The following is a 16,498-nucleotide window of genomic DNA, read 5'->3' as shown; positions in this document are numbered from 1 at the left end:
CAGCCACCTCAAGGATTCGCGTCATGCCTGGGCAGCCCCGATCCACTGCCCGAACTCATCGCCCAGGCGCTGATCGCCCTCGTGCTCACCGGGCCGGTGGCGGCCGGTGGCGGCGACCCCAGGCGGAGATACGGGCGAATGGGTAGAATTTTGGCATGGGGAAGCGGCCTGTGGCGCCGACTGCGCCCGAACTCGTGCTGGAGACCGACACCGGCTCCACGGTGATGAGTCCGATCCGGGACTATCACGTGGGGCGCGACCCGCTGAGCGACATCGTCATCGACGACGCCCGCGTCTCGTGGCATCACGCCGTCCTCCACGCCGAGCTCGATCACTGGACCATCGAGGACGAGCACAGCACCAACGGAACGTACGCCGACGGGCGGCGCGTCGAGGAGGGGGACATCGGGCCGGGCAGCGTCATCCGCTTCGGCAGCGTCACCGACGGCCCGCGCGCGGTGGTCGTCGGCCGCACTCCGCCCGAACCCCGCGCTCCCGAACGCCCCTCCTCCGTCAGCACGCCCTCGGCCACCGGCACCTTCCGGCAGCCGACGACCGTGCGCCCGCTGCCCACCCGCACCGTCCGCATCGGCCGCGCCGACGACAACGACGTGGTCATCGACGATTTGGTCGTCTCCCGCCGGCACGCCGAACTGAGGGTCCTCCCGGACGGTACGTACGAGATCGTCGACCTCGGCAGCCACAACGGTACCTACCTCAACGGCCAGCCGGTGGACCGCGCGCCCGTCGCGCCGGGGGACATCGTCGGCGTCGGCCACCGCGCGTACTGCCTCGTCGGCGACCAGCTGCAGGAGTACGTCGACACGGGCGAGGTGTCTCTCGACGTCCAGGGCCTGACGGTCACCGTCGACCGGGGCCGCAAGACACTCCTCGACCAGGTCTCGTTCCCCGTCGGCGAGAAGTGCCTGCTGGCCGTCGTCGGACCCAGCGGCGCGGGGAAGTCCACCCTGCTCAACGCCCTCACCGGGCTGCGCCCCGCGGACGGCGGCACCGTCCTCTACGACGGCCGCGACCTCTACCGCGACTACGCGGAGCTGCGCCAGCGCATCGGCCTCGTACCGCAGGACGACATCCTGCACGCCCAGCTGACCGTGCGCCGCGCCCTCGGCTACGCCGCCGAACTCCGCTTCCCCCAGGACACCGAGCGGGCGGAACGCCGGGCCAGAGTCGACGAGGTCATCCGCGAACTCGGTCTGGAACAGCGCGCCGACCAGCCCATCCACAGCCTCTCGGGCGGCCAGCGCAAACGCGTGAGCGTCGCACTCGAACTGCTCACCAAGCCCTCGCTGCTCTTCCTCGACGAGCCCACGTCCGGGCTCGACCCCGGCATGGACCGCTCGGTGATGCACATGCTGCGCGGCCTCGCCGACGACGGCCGCACGGTCATCGTCGTCACGCACAGCGTGCTCAGCCTCGACGTGTGCGACCGGCTCCTCGTCCTCGCCGCGGGCGGGAAGATCGCCTATTACGGGCCGCCGCGGGACGCGCTGCCGTTCTTCGGCTTCCCGCAGTGGCCGGAGGCGTTCGAGGCCTTCGAAGGCGACCGCGACCGGAACTGGGCGCGGGACTACCACCTCTCTCCGCTGCACCAGCGCTACATCGTCAACTCCTCCGCGCAGCCGTTCCCGAGGCCCCTCCCGCAGGACGGCCCGGCCACGCCCGGCTCCTTCGCGCCGCCCCCGAAGCCGCAGAGCTGGGGATCCCAACTGCGCACGCTGGTGCGGCGGTACGCGGCCGCGCTCGGCGCGGACCGCACGTTCCTCGCCATCATGATCGCCCTGCCGTTCGTGATGGGCGCCATGGCCCGCGCGCTGGCCGGAAGCCGGCTCACGCAGGAGACGGCGATGAACGCGCTGCTCATCCTCTGCGTCGGCGGAGTCCTGACCGGTGCCGCCAACGCGGTGCGCGAACTGGTCAAGGAACGCGTCATCTACCGGCGGGAACGGGCGGTGGGGCTCTCCAGATCGGCGTACCTGATGTCCAAGGTCGTCGTCCTCGGCACGGTCACGGTGCTCCAGGCCGTCGTGCTGACCCTCGTCGCTCTCCTCGGCGTCGATCTCAACGCGCCCGGCGGCGAAGGGGTGTTGCTGCCACCGCTGGTGGAAGTCGCCCTCGCGGTGGCCCTGCTGGCGTTCACCGCCATGATGCTGGGCCTGCTCGTATCGGCGCTGGTGCGCAAGGAAGAGGTGACGATGCCGCTGCTCGTGTTCCTCGCCATCGTCCAGGTGGTCTTCTGCGGCGCGCTCCTCAAACTGAACGGTGTGCCCGGCGTCGAGCAACTGGCGTGGCTGGTGCCCTCGCGCTGGGCGCTGGGGGCCATGGCTGGCACCATCGGCCTCGGCAGGATCGTCCCGGGCGAACTGACCACCGACCCGCTGTTCCGGCACTCCGCGGGTGTCTGGCTGCTCGACATGGGGATGCTGGTGGTCCTGTCGGCCGTCTTCGGATACGTGGTCGCCAGGCTGCTGCGCCGCCATGAACCCGCCGTGATGCGGAAGTAGGAGCGCCGGCGATGACCCCCGCGGACTTCCGCCCCACCCATGTGGTTCCCCAGGACGGACTGCCCGCCTGGGAGGCACCCGACGTGGAGCGTCCGACGGCCCCCCTCGACGCGCTGCTGCCCGTGCAGCTGGTCGACCGGCTCGGCGACTGGGGCCGCATCGTGTGCGCCAACGGCTGGTCGGCGTGGGTCGACGGCCGGCTCCTGCTCGCCGTGCCGCGCGATCCACCGGGCGCGAGCGGCCCCCTGACCCGCACGGCGGACCCGCGTCCGCTGTTGGCCAGGACCGAGGACGCCCTCGGCCGCTACCGGCGTGCGGCGGAGGAACTGGCGGGCGGCGACGACGGGGAGTCCTTCCGGCGCGGGACGCACGGACTGCGCGTGGGCGTGGTCGTGGAGGGCGAATCGGTGTGGCTCTACGACGCCGACCACGAGCGGTGGGTGTACTGCGACGGAACGCGGCTCAGTACGTACGCGGCGACGGAAGGGCCTGCCACCGGGAGGCGCGGCGATGACCACGAGGCCGCTGACCCCCCACGGGCAGCCGCCACCGGCCCCGGCACTTCCCGTCCGCCCGACGAGGAACCGACCCGCCTCGTCCCCGCCGCGCAGGACCCGACCGACGGAACCGACGGTTCGACCGCCGGGGCGGGGCCGGGGGAGACGCGGGTGGCAAATGAGGGGGCAGGGCCTGAGCCGACGCGGGTGGTGGGCGAGGCAGTGGCGCCGGGGGAGACGCAGATGGTGGGCGAGGCGGTGGGGCCAGGTGGGGCGCGGGCGGTGGGCGAGGCGGTGAGGCCTGAGCCGACGCGGGTGGTGGGACCTGAGCCGACGCGCGTGGTGGGCGAGGCGGTGGGGCCGGGGGAGACGCAGGTGGTCGAGGAACTGCACGCCCCGCACGGCGGGCACCCCGCCCCGTTTCTCCCGCCCGAGGGGGACGAACCCGATCAGCCGCTCCGGCCCGGTGACGCCTGATGGCGGCCGCGCCGGGCGAGGGCGGCCCGAGCCCGCACTCCGGGCGGCCCTCCGAGCTGATCGGGCAGCGGATCGCGGACTACCGGGTCGAGGGTGAGATCGGCCGCGGCGGCATGGCCGTGGTCTACCGCGCCAGGGACCTGCGCCTCGACCGGACCGTCGCCCTCAAGCTGCTCGCCCCGGAACTCGCCCGCAACGACACCTTCCGGCGGCGCTTCACGCACGAGTCACGCGTCGCCGCCGCGATCGAACACCCGCACATCGTGCCCGTCTTCGAGGCGGGCGAGACGGACGGGGTGCTCTACATCGCCATGCGGTACGTGCCCGGCAGCGATTTGCGCCACCTGCTCGACCACGGCGGCCCGCTCTCCGTCACGGCCGCGCTGCGCATCGCCACCCAGATCGCGTCCGCGCTCGACGCGGCGCACGACCACGGCCTGGTCCACCGGGACGTCAAGCCCGGCAACATTCTCATCGCCAAGGGCACGGACAGCGACCACCCGGAGCACGCCTACCTCACGGACTTCGGCCTGACGAAGAAGTCCTTGTCGCTGACGGGATTCACGACCGTGGGCCAGTTCGTCGGGACCCTCGACTACGTGGCGCCGGAGCAGATATCGGGCCGCCCGGTGGACGGCCGATGCGATGTCTACAGCCTCGCCTGCGTCGTGTACGAGACCATGGCGGGCGGGCCGCCGTTCCAGCGCGACGACGACATCGCCCTCCTCTGGGCCCATCAGTACGACCAGCCGCCCCGCCTGACGGAGAAGCGGCCGGGTGTTCCCGCCGGCCTCGACGGGGTCCTCGCGAAGGCGCTGGCCAAGAGTCCGGAGGAACGGTACGGGTCGTGCCTGGAATTCGCCGCCACGCTGCGGGCCGCGGCCATGGGCAGCAGGACGGGCGGTCACCCCCCGACGAGGGTGGACCGCCGCGTCGAGCCGGTCCCGGCCCACCCGGGCGCGCCCCCCGACCCTCCCCGCTGGGCCCAGCCGGTCTTCCGGCGGCTGACCGGATAGAGCGGCCGGTCTCCCGACGGCCGACCGCACAGCCCATGCCAGGTCAGGCCCCGACCCGCACCTCGCCCCTCCGGTGGACCCGCCGCGCCAGCACCCCGCCGAGGAACCCCGAGACCAGACCCCAGGCAACGGCCAGGAGCAGCGCCTTCCAGAGGTGCGGCCGCAGCTCCACGAGGCCGGACAAACCCCCGCCGAGATCTCCGATGTCGAGGAGCGAGAGCCCGTAGTGGGCCGACACGCCCGCCAGGAGACAGACGGCGAGCACGGTGAGGGCCAGCGCCACCGCCATGTGCACGGCGTGCTGCCAGGCCCGCATCCGTGCCGGGGAGCGGACCGCCATCAGGAATGCCGCCGTCGGCACCAGGACCGCCGCGACGACCAGCAGCCACCACACCCGCCCGTCGTACTCGGCGAGGGTCCGCAGGCTGAGCGTGGAATCGGCCGGCGTGCGCAGCACCTCGTCGAGGACCCGCGGCATGGGCAGTCCGAACGGACCGTCGACCCGGCCCTCCCAGGACGCGCCGAGCCCCAGGGTGAAGGCGAGCCAGACGAGGTTGGGCAACCCGAGCAGCAGCACCGCGAACGTCTCGGCGGCATGGCCGCGGGTCGCCGCCACGACGAGGCCGGCGGCGAGCCCCAGGGCGGCGTACGACAGCAGCAGGAACACCATGGCGAACGCCGCGGGACGCACCGATTCCTGGAAGCGCAGCAGGCGGGCGGGGAGCGGGGCCCCGCGCGAGACGGACAGTGCCACGACGAGGACGCCCGCGAGCCACAGCAGTCCGAAGACGAGGGTCAGCGGCACGTCCGTCGTGAATCCGACCTCGGGCGAGGAGTCCAGCAGATCGCCGATCTCCGCGGCGGGCCCGTCGCCGAGCGCGATCGCGAAGCGGTGCCGGGCCAGCAGCCCGAGGCCGGTGAGCAGCAGCACCCACAGCACCGCGATCCGGGCGGCCCAGCCGGCGAGTTCCCGTACGTCGGCGACGGCCCGGTGCCGCAGCGGCCGGAGGAATCCGGCGGCGATCACCAGGGCGCCGACGAGGCTGACGGAGAGCGGGAGCACGGAGAGCCCCGCGTCCGTCTCGGCGATCATCCCGGCGTCGCCGGAGAGCCCGACGGAGCCGCCGACCGCCATGACGACGACGGCCGCCACGACACTCGGGAACGCCCCGCCGGGCAGGTCGGCGGCTCCCGCGGCCCACAGGCCGAGCCCGGCGACGACGGCCATGGCCGCCAAGGAGGCGAGCACGGCCGCAAGGGCATGGGGCCAGCCATGAGGGGCCCGTCGGCTCTGCTCCGCGCGTTGCGCCCCGGCCCGCGGCGGCGGTGTCTGCTCGCTCACGGTGCCACGCTAAGCAGCGCGGGACCGGTCCGCCTTTCGAGAGGGCCTTCGGCAGGGCTTTCGGGAGGGCTTTCGGGAAGGCCGACCGGCGTCGGCTTGCGGGCCCCCGGACGTCGAGGCACACAATAGGCGCGTACCGGAATAAAAGGTACGTCGCCGATCCCCCTACACAGGGAAGTGTTCGTGAGCGTCGAACCGCCGTCGTCAGGACGCCCCACAGGACCCCCTTCGGGCCCGCTCTCGGGTCCTTCGCAGCCGAGCCCCTCGGGACCGGGCGAGACCCGGGCGGGCGCGAGCCCCGCCGGCTCGACGCCGCCTCCGGGTGGCGCGCGGCCCTCGGGCCCGCCGAGCGGCGGCCCGCCGAGCGGTCCGGCCGGTGGCGGGGGCCGCGGCGGCGGGTCCGACGGCCCGGGCGGGGGCGGCTCCGGTGCCGGTCGCGGAGGAGGTCGCCCGTGGTGGAAGTCGGCGCCCCGCGTCGCGGCGATCTCCGCCGCGGTGGTGGCCGCCGTGATCCTGGCCGTCGTCCTCACCCGCCCCGAGGGCTCGTCGGAGTCGGGCGGCGAGGTCCTCCTCCAGCCCGCGGGCAAGTCGGGGCCCGACCCCTTCACCGAGTCGACGGCCCGCGAGGGCTCCACGCCACCCTCCCCGAGCGAGCTGCCCAGCTCGTCCGCCTCGGCCAACGTGACGCGCGGCGTCGACGGCGCGGCGCCCGGTCTCTACGGCGGGACGCGGAAGGTCGGCAGCTGCGACGTGGAGAAGCAGGTCGGCGCACTCCAGAAGGACCCGGCGAAGAACAAGGCGTTCGCCTCCGTCCTCGACATCGAACCGTCCGGCGTCCCCCGCTACCTGCGCTCGCTCACGCCCGTACACCTGCGGCTGGACACCCGCGTGACCAACCACGGCTACCGCGACGGCCGTGCCACCGGCTACCAGGCCGTGCTGCAGACCGGCACCGCGGTACTGGTCGACGACCACGGCGTGCCGCGGGTGCGCTGCGCCTGCGGCAACCCGCTGCTGCCGCCCGTCGCGCAGAAGAGCACACCGCGGCAGACGGGCGACGCGTGGCCCGGGTACCGGCCCTCGAACGTCGTGGTCGTGGCGCCCGCCACCCAGGTCGTGAACCAGTTCGTCGTGTACGACCCGGACGGCGGTGACTGGTTCACCCGGGGCAAGGGCGACACGGGCACCGGTGACAAGAAGACGAAGCCTCCGGTGACCAGACCTCCCTCGCGGCACCCGGACACCCCGTCCCCCGACGAGTCGACCTCGACGGCCAGTACGCCGCCGTGCGACGCGCGGTCCCCGGGGGCGCCCCCGGCAAGCTCGTGCCCGCCCTCGTCGGTGCTGCCGCCCTCCTCATCGGCGCCGCCCTCCTCGCCCGCCACGCAGCCGCCCTCCTCGGGCGAGGAGGAATCGCCCGCGTCCGAGCCCGCGCCGCCGCCGTCGTCCCCCGAGGTGGACGGGAGCCCGTGAGCGAGCGGATGTCGCTGGTACGGCGACGGCGGGACAGTACTCTCCTCGCATGACTGACAATGCGCTGCGTTCCGTCACCATCGAGCGGGCGGGCCCCGGCCGGTTCACCGTGACCAACGCCCGGGGGAGCAGGCTGACCTTCGGCACCGGCGGGGGTGCCGACTTCACGCCGGTCGAGTTGTTCCTCGCGGCGATCGGCGGTTGCAGCGCGGCCGACGTGGAGGTCGCCACGAGCCGCCACGAGGAACCGACCGCGTTCACCGTCGCCGTGACCGGCACCAAGGTCGAGGACGAGGGCGGCAACCGGCTGTCGGACCTCGGGGTCACCTTCCACGTCACGTTCCCGGACGGTCCGTCGGGGGAGCGCGCCCGCACCATCCTGCCCCGGGCCGTGAAGACGTCGCACGACCGGCTGTGCACGGTCAGCCGCACGGTCGAGGCGGGCACCCCGGTCACCGTGAGCGTCTCCGACGGCACCGGCGAGGCCTGATGCACCGTCAGGTGCGCAGCGCCTTCGCCATGTGCTCGACGAAGGCTGCCGGGTGCGTGGTCAGGCCGGTGTGTCCGCCGGGGAAGTGCAGCAAGTCCGTGCCGAGACGTTCGGCCAGGAACGCGGCCGTCCGGTAGGGGAGTTCGCCGCGGGAGTCCTCGCCGCCGGCGAGCACGAGCCGGTCGGACAGCGCCTCAAGGCGGCTCATGTCGGGAACATGGGCCATGAACGCGGGCACGATGCGGCTCACGAAGTACGGCAGGTCGGCCATCGTCCGCTCGGCCCGGGCCGCCGCCTGGGGCGGGAGGGTGAGTTCGGTCTCCTCCCGCCGGGCGGAGCCTGCCGTGCCCGCGACCTCCCCCCGCCCCCCGGCCAGTCCGGCTGCGAAAACGGACATCGCCGGCATGACCCCCTCCGCACGGAACGTCTCCCGCACGCGCGCGAGCAGCGCCCGGTGCTCGCGCGCGTCCGGCAGAACCTCCACCAGTGGCGGCTCGTGGGCCACGACGCGTTCGACGCGCTCGGGGCGGGCGGTCAGCAGGTGCACCGCGGCGATCGCCCCCGAGCTGGCGCCGAAGACCCGTGCGGGTTCGCCGGGTGACAGCAGGTCGAGGATGCGCGAGGCGTCGTCCGCGTGCTCGGCGACCTGCTGCTCGGCATCGCGATCGTCCAGCGGACTGCGGGACATGCCGCGCGGGTCGTAGGTCGCGACGGTGTACTCGGCTGCCAGCTCGTCGGCGACGGGATCGAAGGCGGCCGCACCGCCGGTTCCCCCCGGGATCAGCAGCAGAAGCGGACCTCGCCCGCGCACTTCGTAGTGCAGACTCGCGCCGCTTACGCGCAGCCTGCCGTGGGTGGGGCCGCTCATGAGGATGCTCCTTCGTCGGACGTGGGCCAGTGCTCCAGGAGGGTGTGGAGGGCGTCGAGGGCGCGGATCCAGGACTGCCGCACCGGCCGCGTGTGCCCGAAGCCCTCCGCCGCCTCCAGGGCGACGAACCCGTGGAACGTGCTGCGCAACAGCCGTACCGCGTCGGTGAGATCGGGTTCGGCGAGGCCGTAGCCGCGGAGCATGCTGTACGTCAGCTCGACGGCCCGCCGGGGTCCGGGCGCCCGGGCGGCCAGCTCGGGGTCGATGGCGATCGAGGTCTGCGTCGCCAGATAGCGGCCGGGGTGCTCGTGGGCGTAGTCGCGCCAGGCGTCGGCGAACGCGACGAGCGCGTCCTTGCCCGCCCGTCCGGCGGTCGCCTCCGCGATCCGGAGGGTCTTCTCGTCCGCGGCGAGCAACGCGATGCGCCCCCGCAGGTCCTCCAGACCGCGGACGTGCGCGTACAGACTCGCGTCCTTCACGCCGAGCCGTCGCGCGACCCGCACCATGCTCACCTGCCCGAAACCGGCCTCGTCCGCCAACTCGGCAGCCGCGAGCGTCACCCGCTCCGCCGTCAGCCCTGCCCGCGCCATACAGCCTCCCTTGTACCTAGGGCCCCTAGTTATAAACTAGGGGCCCTAGGAAAGCAATGGGGTTGACCTTCACGGGGTCGTTCCGCCGACCGTTCCGCCCCTTGAACGCTGTTCATTTATAAGAATCAGAAACATGTACGTGACTATTGACGCGTTCCCCTCAAATTCCTAAGGTCCTCTGCAAGCGCTTTCCCCTGCGTTGACAGCGGTGTCGTCAAGCCGCTCGTTCACGTATCCGAACACGAACGTGTCTGGAGACAAACGGTGAAGCTGACTCGCACGGTGCACCTGACCCCGCTCGCCGCGTCCGCCGCCCTCCTGGTCGGCGCGCTCGTCGCGCTGCCCGGTCCCGCGGCCCAGGCCGCGCCCACCCCGCCCCTGGCGGCCGACACCCTGTACGTCGCGCCGAACGGCACCGACGCCGCCGCCGGCACCCAGGCGAACCCGACCACGCTCGCCGCGGCGATCACCCGCGTCACTCCCGGCGGGACGATCTATGTGCGCGGTGGCACCTACCGCTACGCGAAGACCGTCACGATCCCCGCGGGCAACAACGGCACCTCGGCCGCCCGCACGAAGCTGACCGCGTATCCGGGGGAGACCCCCGTCCTGAACTTCTCGGCCATGGCCGAGGACCCGGCGAACCGCGGTCTCGCCGTCAACGGCAGGTTCTGGCACGTCAAGGGACTCGTCGTGGAGCGCGCCGGCGACAACGGCATCTTCGTCGGCGGCAGCGGCAACATCATCGAGCGCACCGTGACCCGCTTCAACCGCGACTCGGGGCTCCAGCTCTCCCGGATGGCCTCCGGCACCCCGCGCGACCAGTGGCCCTCCGACAACCTCATCCTCAGCGCGCTCTCCCACGACAACGCCGACTCCGACGGCGAGGACGCCGACGGCTTCGCCTCGAAGCTCACCACCGGCCCGGGCAACGTCTTCCGCTACGCCGTGTCCCGCAACAACATCGACGACGGCTGGGACCTCTACACCAAGAAGGACACCGGGCCCATCGGCCCGGTGACCATCGAGGACTCCCTCGCGTACGGCAACGGCACGCTCTCCGACGGCACCGTGAACTCCAACGGCGACCGCAACGGCTACAAGCTCGGCGGCGAGGACATCGCGGTGAACCACGTCATCCGGCGCAGCATCGCCTACGCCAACGGCAAGCACGGGTTCACCTACAACCGCAACCCCGGCAAGATGGCGATGACGGGCAATGTCGCCGTCGACAACGCCCAGCGCAACTTCTCGTTCGACGCCGGCACGACGGTGTTCCGGGACAACGTCTCGTGCCGCGCCGCGAGCGGGTCGAACGACAAGGTGGTCGGGGACGCCGACGGCACGAACCAGTTCTGGTCCGGCTCCAACGGCTCCCGGTGCTCCGCCTACTCCGGCGCGCTGAAGTGGTCCTTCGCGTCGGACGGGCGGCTGGTCGTGTCCTTCGGCGGCACCCGGGTGACGCCGTAACCGCTCGAAGGACGCCCTGGGGCCGGGTCAGGCGATGACGGTGTCCGTCGGCTCCGACTTCTTGGTGGCTTCCGCCGTCTCCGCCGTCTCCGCCGTCTCCGCCTGCGCGAGCTTGCGCACCTGCGGCTTGTGCTTGGTGAGGCCGACCAGCGCCACCACGACGATCAGGACGAACGCGACACCGGCGATGGCGAAGCTCAGCGTGAACTGGCTCTCGGCGGGCAGCGCGGGCGCCCCGGCCGGCAGGTTGTCGAGCGTCTTGGACGCCAGCAAGGAGGTGATGATCGCGCTGGCGACCGCGCTGCCGACCGACCGGGAGATGGAGTTGAGGCCGTTGGCGATGCCGGTCTGGTGGTGCGGGACGCTCGCCACGATGAGGGCGGGCATGGCGGCGTAGCCGAAGCTGATCGCCACACCGATCAGCAGGCCGGCGAGGATGATCGACGCGGACGTGTCGTGCGCGAGGGTCAGCCAGGTGAAGCCGGCCACGCCGAACAGGGCGCCCAAGGCCAGCGTGAACCGGGCACCGATCCGCCCGACCAGCATGCCGCCGAACTGCGAGGCGAGCAGCGAGATCACCGTGGTCGGCAGCAGGTACTCCACGGAGGAGCGCAGGACCGAGGCCCCGAAGCCGTACCCGGTCAGCTCCTCGGGCATCTGCACCAGGTAGGCGACACCGATGAACTGCGAGAACATCGCGAAGCCGAGGAACAGTCCGGCGAGGTTGGTGAACAGGACCGGCCGGTGGGCGAACATCCGCATGTCCACCATGGGCGCGCGGACCGTGCGCTCCACCAGCGTCCAGACGGCCGCCATCACGAGGGCCCCGGCGAACAGGCCGAGCGTGCGGGCCGAGGTCCAGCCCCACTCGTGGCCCTGCGAGATCGGCAGCAGGAGCAGGACGAGCAGCGCCGCCAGGGTCGCCGCCCCGAGCCAGTCGGTCCGGCCGCCCGTCGTGGACCGCGAGGTGGGTACGCGCACCAGGACGCCGAGGAGAGCCACGACGGCGAGAGCGGCCGCGAGCCAGAAGACCCGGTGGTAGTCCGGGTCCGAACCCTGGGTGAGCAGGCCGGCCGCCACGAGGGCGAGGCCGCTGCCGACCGCGAGCGTGCCACTGACCATGGCCATCGCGCCGTGCAGCTTTGCCGGCGGCATCTCCTCGCGCAGCACCGAGAGGGCGATCGGGAAGATCGCGGTCGCCGCGCCCTGGAGCACCCGGCCCACGATGAGCCACAGCAGGGAACTGGTCGTGGCGGCGAGCACCGAGCCGGCGATCATCAACAGCAGGACGCCCACCAGGGTGGGCTTCTTGCCGTGCATGTCGCCGAAACGGCCGAGCAGCGGGGTGAACACCGCGGCGGACAGCAGGGTCGCGGTGGTGACCCAGCTGACGTTCGCGGTGGAGGTGCCGAGGTCGCTCTGGATGATGCTCATGATCGGCACGACGAGGGTCTGCATCATCGAGACGATCATGGCGGAGAGGCCGAGGACCAGGACGAGCGAGGTGTCTCCGGCGGAGCGTGTGCGCGCCGCGCGAGCTGTGGGTGTCACGGGTTACTTCCGTAGGTCGAACGCGAGGGGAATGAGGCCCCGGCCTGGCCGAGGGCGGAACCTGAAGCCTGTGAAGGTACAGGACCTAGAAGGTTGATGTCTTCAAGCAATGAGGTAGAGGTAAACATCGAAAGTTGAGGTAGTCAAGTTTCGCGTTAGGGTTGACCCATGCCCGAGACCCCTGGAACCAGTCGCTCCGCCGCCCAGACGCCGCCCCCGGGCGCGCGGGCCGAGGTGTCCAACGCCCTGCTGCTCGACGCGCTGTGGGCGTCCATGGCCGGTCTCTACTCGGATCTGACCGCGGCCGCCGCCGCGCACGGCCTCACCTACAGCCAGGCCAAGGCGCTGAACGTCCTGCGGCGTGGCGGCCCCGCCTCCATGCGCGCGCTGGCCGCCTCGTTCCGCTGCGACGCCTCGAACATGACGGGGATCGTCGACCGGCTGGAAAGTCGTGGCCTCGTCCGACGCGAACCGAGCCCCACCGACCGCCGTGTGAAGAATGTCGCGCTCTCCGAGGAAGGGGTGGCCGCGGTCGAGAACATCCGAGCCGGTATGCACGCCACCCATCAGGCGCTGGACGCGCTGAGCGGCGAGGACCGGGCCACCCTCCAGAGCCTGCTCACCCGCCTCGCGTCCCCGGCGGGCTGAAGCCCACCGGGGACGGCCGCTCACTCGCCCCCGTCGGCCGCCGGTCGCGACCTCCACCTACCGGGAGGCCCCGTCGCGGCGACGCGTCCGACGGTTACGGGGGCGCGGCCCTCGCTCAGGCCTGGGTGCGGCGGGCGCACTCCGCGACCATGGCGCTCAGGCTGCCCGTCCGCTCCAGCAGGTCCCGCTGGATGCGGGCGCCGGTGCCGGCGTCCAGCAAGCCGCTCGCCGTCTTGCGGGCCAGCTCCAGGTCGCCCGCCTCCTCCAGGGCGTCCCGCACGTGGTCCAGCAGCGCCGACACCACCTCGCCGCAGGGCGCGGGCCGCATCGTCACCGGGTGCAGGAGGTCGTCCTCCAGGCCGGACCGTGCGGCCCGCCACGTGGCGAGGCGCAGCAGACTGACGCCGTGCCCCAGCGGGGGCCGCCCCGCGCGCCAGTCCCGCGCGGCCGTCTCGACCAGGGCCCGCGACAGGGCCGCGATCAGGACCGTCGTCGAGGACTCCAGGCACACGTCCGCGACCCGGATCTCGACGGTGGGGTAGCGGTGCGAGAGCCGGGCGTCGAAATAGACCATGCCCCGGTCGCGCAGCACCCCGGTGTCCACCATGGCGCGGACCTGCTCCTCGTACGCCTCGGCGGAACCGAAGATCTCGGTGGGGCCCGCCATCGGCCAGCGCCCCCACACCCTGTTGCGGTAGCTGCTGTACAGACTGTCGTTCCCGTGCCAGTACGGAGAGTTGGAGCTCAGCGCCACCAGGACCGGGAGCCAGGGGCGGATCCGGTCGATGACGGCCACCCCCTCCTCGTCCGACTCGACCGAGACGTGGACGTGGCAGCCGCACGTGAGCTGTTCCTGGGTGGTGAGCCCGAACTGCTGCTCCATCCACTGGTAGCGGCTGCCCACGTTGATCGAGGGGCTGACCGGCAGAGGAGAGGTGGCCAGGGCGGCTACCGCCGCGCCCACGTCACCCGCGTGCTTGGCCGCCGCCGTACGCCACCGGACGACCTCCTCCGTGAGGCTGGCCATGTCCGTCCGCGGCTGCGTGGCGAACTCCAGCTGCTGTCCCGTCAGCTCCTTCTCGAACGTCTCTTCCTCGGGGTCGCGGTAGTCGTCGGCGTGCCGCTCGGCGCCCGTCGACTCGGCCGCGTCCTTGGCGGCTCGCGCCAGGACGGCCGAGGACAGGGCCTTGGGCTCGCCGCTCTCGCGATCGATGAGGAGAAGCTCCTCCTCCACTCCTACGGTGCGCAAATCGACGCTGCCTTTCTCCGTGACCTTCTTCGACCTTCGTCGGGCGGCGGGGCGCCGCCATGGTCCACGTACCCGCATGTCGGCCGCCCACCGCCCTCAGTGGCGCGAAGGCTGCCGAAGGTTTCAGTGGAAGCATTTCGGCAAATCGATGCATCATGGTGCAAATCGGCTACACAATGATGACCGAGCAGGCCGGACCGCGCGCCCTGGTCGAGGATCTGGTCGCGGCGGAGCAAGCCGGCTTCGACTTCTCCGTCACCTCCGACCACTACTTCCCGTGGCTCACATCACAGGGGCACTCGCCGTACGCCTGGAGCGTTCTCGGCGCCGCCGCGCAGGCCACCTCCCGCATCCCGCTCATGACGTACGTGACCTGCCCGACGGTCCGCTACCACCCCGCCGTGATCGCGCAGAAGGCCGCGACCATGCAGCTGCTCTCCGAGGGCCGCTTCCGGCTCGGCCTCGGCTCCGGCGAGAACCTCAACGAGCACGTGGTCGGCGCCGGCTGGCCCTCCCCGCCGGTCCGTCTGGAGATGCTCGAAGAAGCGATCGACATCATCCGCGCGCTCTTCACCGGTGACAACGTCAACCACCAGGGCACCCACTTCGACGTGGCGAACGCCCGCCTGTGGGACCTGCCCGACGAGCTGCCGCCCCTCGGTGTCGCCGTCTCCGGCGAACGGTCCTGCTCCCTGGCCGGGCGCCTGGCCGACCTCGTCATCGCGACCGAACCCAAGGCCGAGCTGCTCGACTCCTTCGACCGGCACGGCGGCAGCGGCAAGCCCCGCGTCGGTCAGCTGCCCGTCTGCCACGACACCGACAAGGACGCCGCGATCGCCCGCGCCCACGACCAGTTCCGCTGGTCCGTCGGCGGCTGGCCGGTCAACTCCGAGCTGCCCGGGCCCTCCGGATTCGCCGGCGCCACCCAGCACGTCACCCCCGAGGACATCGCCCGGCAGATCCCCTGCGGCGACGACGTCGACGACTTCGTGGCGGCCGTACGGCCCTTCGCCGAGGCGGGCTTCACGGAGATCGCCCTCGTCCAGGTGGGCGGCGACCACCAGCGCACCTTCATCGACTGGGCCGGGAAGAACCTGCTGCCCGCCCTGCGCGATCTGTGACCCGCCGGGTACTCGCGGCACCACCGGGTACCCGTGACCCGTACAAGCACCAGCGACACCTCTGGAGAGAGTCAGCGTGAACGACACATCGAACCCGGCCCCCACCGACCAGCAGCCCGACTCCCCGGATCTGGTGGAGGTCGTCCTCGGCGACTGCTCGGCGGCCGACGCGGACACCGTCTTCAAGGTGCTGCGCGACCACTTCCCCTCCGACCGGGGGGACGACGCGCCCGGCCAGACGCGCCGCCCCGACCCCGCCGTCTGGACCGGCGCCTTCGTCGCCTCCCGCACCCCCGATTCCGTCCACGGCGTCCTGCTCGCCGGCTCCGTCACCGCCGATCTGCAGGGCGGCCCCGTCGCGGTGGACCGGCTGCGCGCCGCGCTCGCCTCGGCCTTCGAGGCGCAGACCACCGGCACCGTCTCCGGTGACCAGGAGGTCCAGGTGCAGCTGCGCCTGACCGGCGCCGAACACGGCCGGCCCCCCGCGGACGGCTGAACGGCCCTCGACCGATCGGGCGCACTTCCGCGTGTCGGCCGGGCGGCTCGCGCCCACCGCGCCGGGGTGCGGGCAGCGTGGCGCACGCTGCCCCCCCCCCCCCCCCCCCCCCCCCCCCCCCCCCCCCCCCCCCCCCCCCCCCCCCCCCCCCCCCCCCCCCCCCCCCCCCCCCCCCCACCCCGGCGCGGATCACCGGCGGGCGCCGCAGCCCAGGCGACCGGCGGACCGTGAGGGAGACCAGGACTGGTGCGCGCGAAGAGCTCGGGTCTGCTCGCGGCGGCGCTGCTCGGCGCGCTCACCGGCTGCGGCGTCGACGCACGGGAGGACGCCGCCGTCGAGGCGGCGTCCCGCTTCGAGGCGAGTCTGCGCGCGACGGACACCGCGAAGGGCTGCGCGGCGCTCGCCCCCGGGACCCGCGACGAACTGGAGCAGTCCACCGAAAAGTCCTGCGTACGGGCCCTGCCCGAGGCCGGTCTGCCCCTGGCGGGGGAGGTGCGGGCCGTGGACGTCTACGGACGCCAGGCACGCGTCGTGACCGACCAGGACACCCTCTTCCTGTCGTCCTTCCCCGGCGGCTGGAAGGTGACGGCGGCGGGCTGCACCGCCCGCCCCGAGACGCCGTACCGGTGTCTGATCAAGGGCGGGTGACGATGCGGACGCTCTGCGCGGCGTACCTCCTGGCTTCGAC

At 72.6% G+C, this 16,498-nt stretch carries 15 protein-coding genes; 10 read left to right on the top strand and 5 right to left on the bottom strand.

Going from position 1 to position 16,498, the window contains the following annotated elements:
* Window positions 1-155 precede the first annotated feature (155 nt).
* From ACZ5GP_RS02770 to ACZ5GP_RS02760, 3 genes are read left to right on the top strand one after another with little or no spacing between them, the layout of a single operon-like run.
* Window positions 156-2,522 (top strand): ABC transporter ATP-binding protein/permease, encoded by a 2,367-nt coding sequence (locus ACZ5GP_RS02770; protein ID WP_468749043.1) that lies wholly within the window; start codon window positions 156-158, stop codon window positions 2,520-2,522.
* Between the two features lie 11 nt (window positions 2,523-2,533).
* Window positions 2,534-3,496 (top strand): hypothetical protein, encoded by a 963-nt coding sequence (locus tag ACZ5GP_RS02765; RefSeq protein WP_468749042.1) that lies wholly within the window; start codon window positions 2,534-2,536, stop codon window positions 3,494-3,496.
* Complete coding sequence (locus tag ACZ5GP_RS02760) at window positions 3,496-4,512, top strand: serine/threonine-protein kinase (RefSeq protein WP_468749041.1); 1,017 nt, start codon at window positions 3,496-3,498, stop codon at window positions 4,510-4,512. The genes ACZ5GP_RS02765 and ACZ5GP_RS02760 overlap by 1 nt, the downstream gene beginning before the upstream one ends.
* Before the next feature lie 43 nt (window positions 4,513-4,555).
* On the opposite strand, the gene ACZ5GP_RS02755 is transcribed toward ACZ5GP_RS02760, so the two are convergent.
* On the bottom strand, window positions 4,556-5,854 hold the full coding sequence (locus tag ACZ5GP_RS02755) for a streptophobe family protein (RefSeq protein WP_468749040.1): 1,299 nt from the start codon (window positions 5,852-5,854) through the stop codon (window positions 4,556-4,558).
* Between the two features lie 183 nt (window positions 5,855-6,037).
* Between ACZ5GP_RS02755 and ACZ5GP_RS02750 the strand changes: the two genes are divergently transcribed.
* Both ACZ5GP_RS02750 and ACZ5GP_RS02745 read left to right on the top strand, forming a co-directional pair.
* Window positions 6,038-7,327, top strand: a complete 1,290-nt coding sequence (locus tag ACZ5GP_RS02750) for a DUF6777 domain-containing protein (RefSeq protein WP_468749039.1) — start codon at window positions 6,038-6,040, stop codon at window positions 7,325-7,327.
* Window positions 7,328-7,376: 49 nt separating this feature from the next.
* Window positions 7,377-7,817: an OsmC family protein gene (locus ACZ5GP_RS02745; RefSeq protein ID WP_468749038.1), complete on the top strand. Its 441-nt coding sequence runs from the start codon at window positions 7,377-7,379 to the stop codon at window positions 7,815-7,817.
* 7 nt (window positions 7,818-7,824) lie between these two features.
* Here the strand turns inward: ACZ5GP_RS02745 and ACZ5GP_RS02740 are convergent, their stop codons facing one another.
* Window positions 7,825-8,685 carry an alpha/beta fold hydrolase gene (locus tag ACZ5GP_RS02740; RefSeq protein ID WP_468749037.1) on the bottom strand — a complete coding sequence of 287 codons (861 nt, stop codon included), beginning with the start codon at window positions 8,683-8,685 and terminating at the stop codon, window positions 7,825-7,827.
* Window positions 8,682-9,275, bottom strand: a complete 594-nt coding sequence (locus ACZ5GP_RS02735) for a TetR/AcrR family transcriptional regulator (protein WP_468749036.1) — start codon at window positions 9,273-9,275, stop codon at window positions 8,682-8,684. The genes ACZ5GP_RS02740 and ACZ5GP_RS02735 overlap by 4 nt, the downstream gene beginning before the upstream one ends.
* A 264-nt stretch (window positions 9,276-9,539) precedes the next feature.
* Here ACZ5GP_RS02735 and ACZ5GP_RS02730 point away from each other — a divergent pair, with 264 nt between their 5' ends.
* Window positions 9,540-10,745: a right-handed parallel beta-helix repeat-containing protein gene (locus ACZ5GP_RS02730; RefSeq protein WP_468749035.1), complete on the top strand. Its 1,206-nt coding sequence runs from the start codon at window positions 9,540-9,542 to the stop codon at window positions 10,743-10,745.
* 27 nt (window positions 10,746-10,772) lie between these two features.
* Here the strand turns inward: ACZ5GP_RS02730 and ACZ5GP_RS02725 are convergent, their stop codons facing one another.
* Window positions 10,773-12,296 carry an MFS transporter gene (locus tag ACZ5GP_RS02725; protein WP_468749034.1) on the bottom strand — a complete coding sequence of 508 codons (1,524 nt, stop codon included), beginning with the start codon at window positions 12,294-12,296 and terminating at the stop codon, window positions 10,773-10,775.
* A 168-nt stretch (window positions 12,297-12,464) separates the two neighbouring features.
* Between ACZ5GP_RS02725 and ACZ5GP_RS02720 the strand changes: the two genes are divergently transcribed.
* Entirely contained in the window at window positions 12,465-12,944 is a 480-nt protein-coding gene (locus tag ACZ5GP_RS02720) for a MarR family winged helix-turn-helix transcriptional regulator (protein ID WP_468749033.1), read from the top strand.
* Window positions 12,945-13,059: 115 nt separating this feature from the next.
* Here the strand turns inward: ACZ5GP_RS02720 and ACZ5GP_RS02715 are convergent, their stop codons facing one another.
* Window positions 13,060-14,193, bottom strand: coding sequence for a glutamate--cysteine ligase (locus ACZ5GP_RS02715; RefSeq protein ID WP_468749032.1), 1,134 nt, complete (start codon window positions 14,191-14,193; stop codon window positions 13,060-13,062).
* Window positions 14,194-14,348: 155 nt separating this feature from the next.
* On the opposite strand from ACZ5GP_RS02715, the gene ACZ5GP_RS02710 reads away from it, so the two are divergent.
* The 3 genes from ACZ5GP_RS02710 (at window position 14,349) to ACZ5GP_RS02700 (ending at window position 16,458) form a co-directional block, all read left to right on the top strand.
* Entirely contained in the window at window positions 14,349-15,314 is a 966-nt protein-coding gene (locus ACZ5GP_RS02710) for an LLM class F420-dependent oxidoreductase (protein ID WP_468749031.1), read from the top strand.
* Window positions 15,315-15,390: 76 nt separating this feature from the next.
* On the top strand, window positions 15,391-15,810 hold the full coding sequence (locus ACZ5GP_RS02705) for a hypothetical protein (RefSeq protein ID WP_468749030.1): 420 nt from the start codon (window positions 15,391-15,393) through the stop codon (window positions 15,808-15,810).
* Between the two features lie 246 nt (window positions 15,811-16,056).
* Entirely contained in the window at window positions 16,057-16,458 is a 402-nt protein-coding gene (locus ACZ5GP_RS02700; protein WP_468749029.1) for a hypothetical protein, read from the top strand.
* Window positions 16,459-16,498 lie beyond the last annotated feature (40 nt).

It is taken from the genome of Streptomyces sp. NPDC031466, from assembly GCF_055581265.1.
This window is presented reverse-complemented; position numbering and strand designations above follow the sequence as displayed.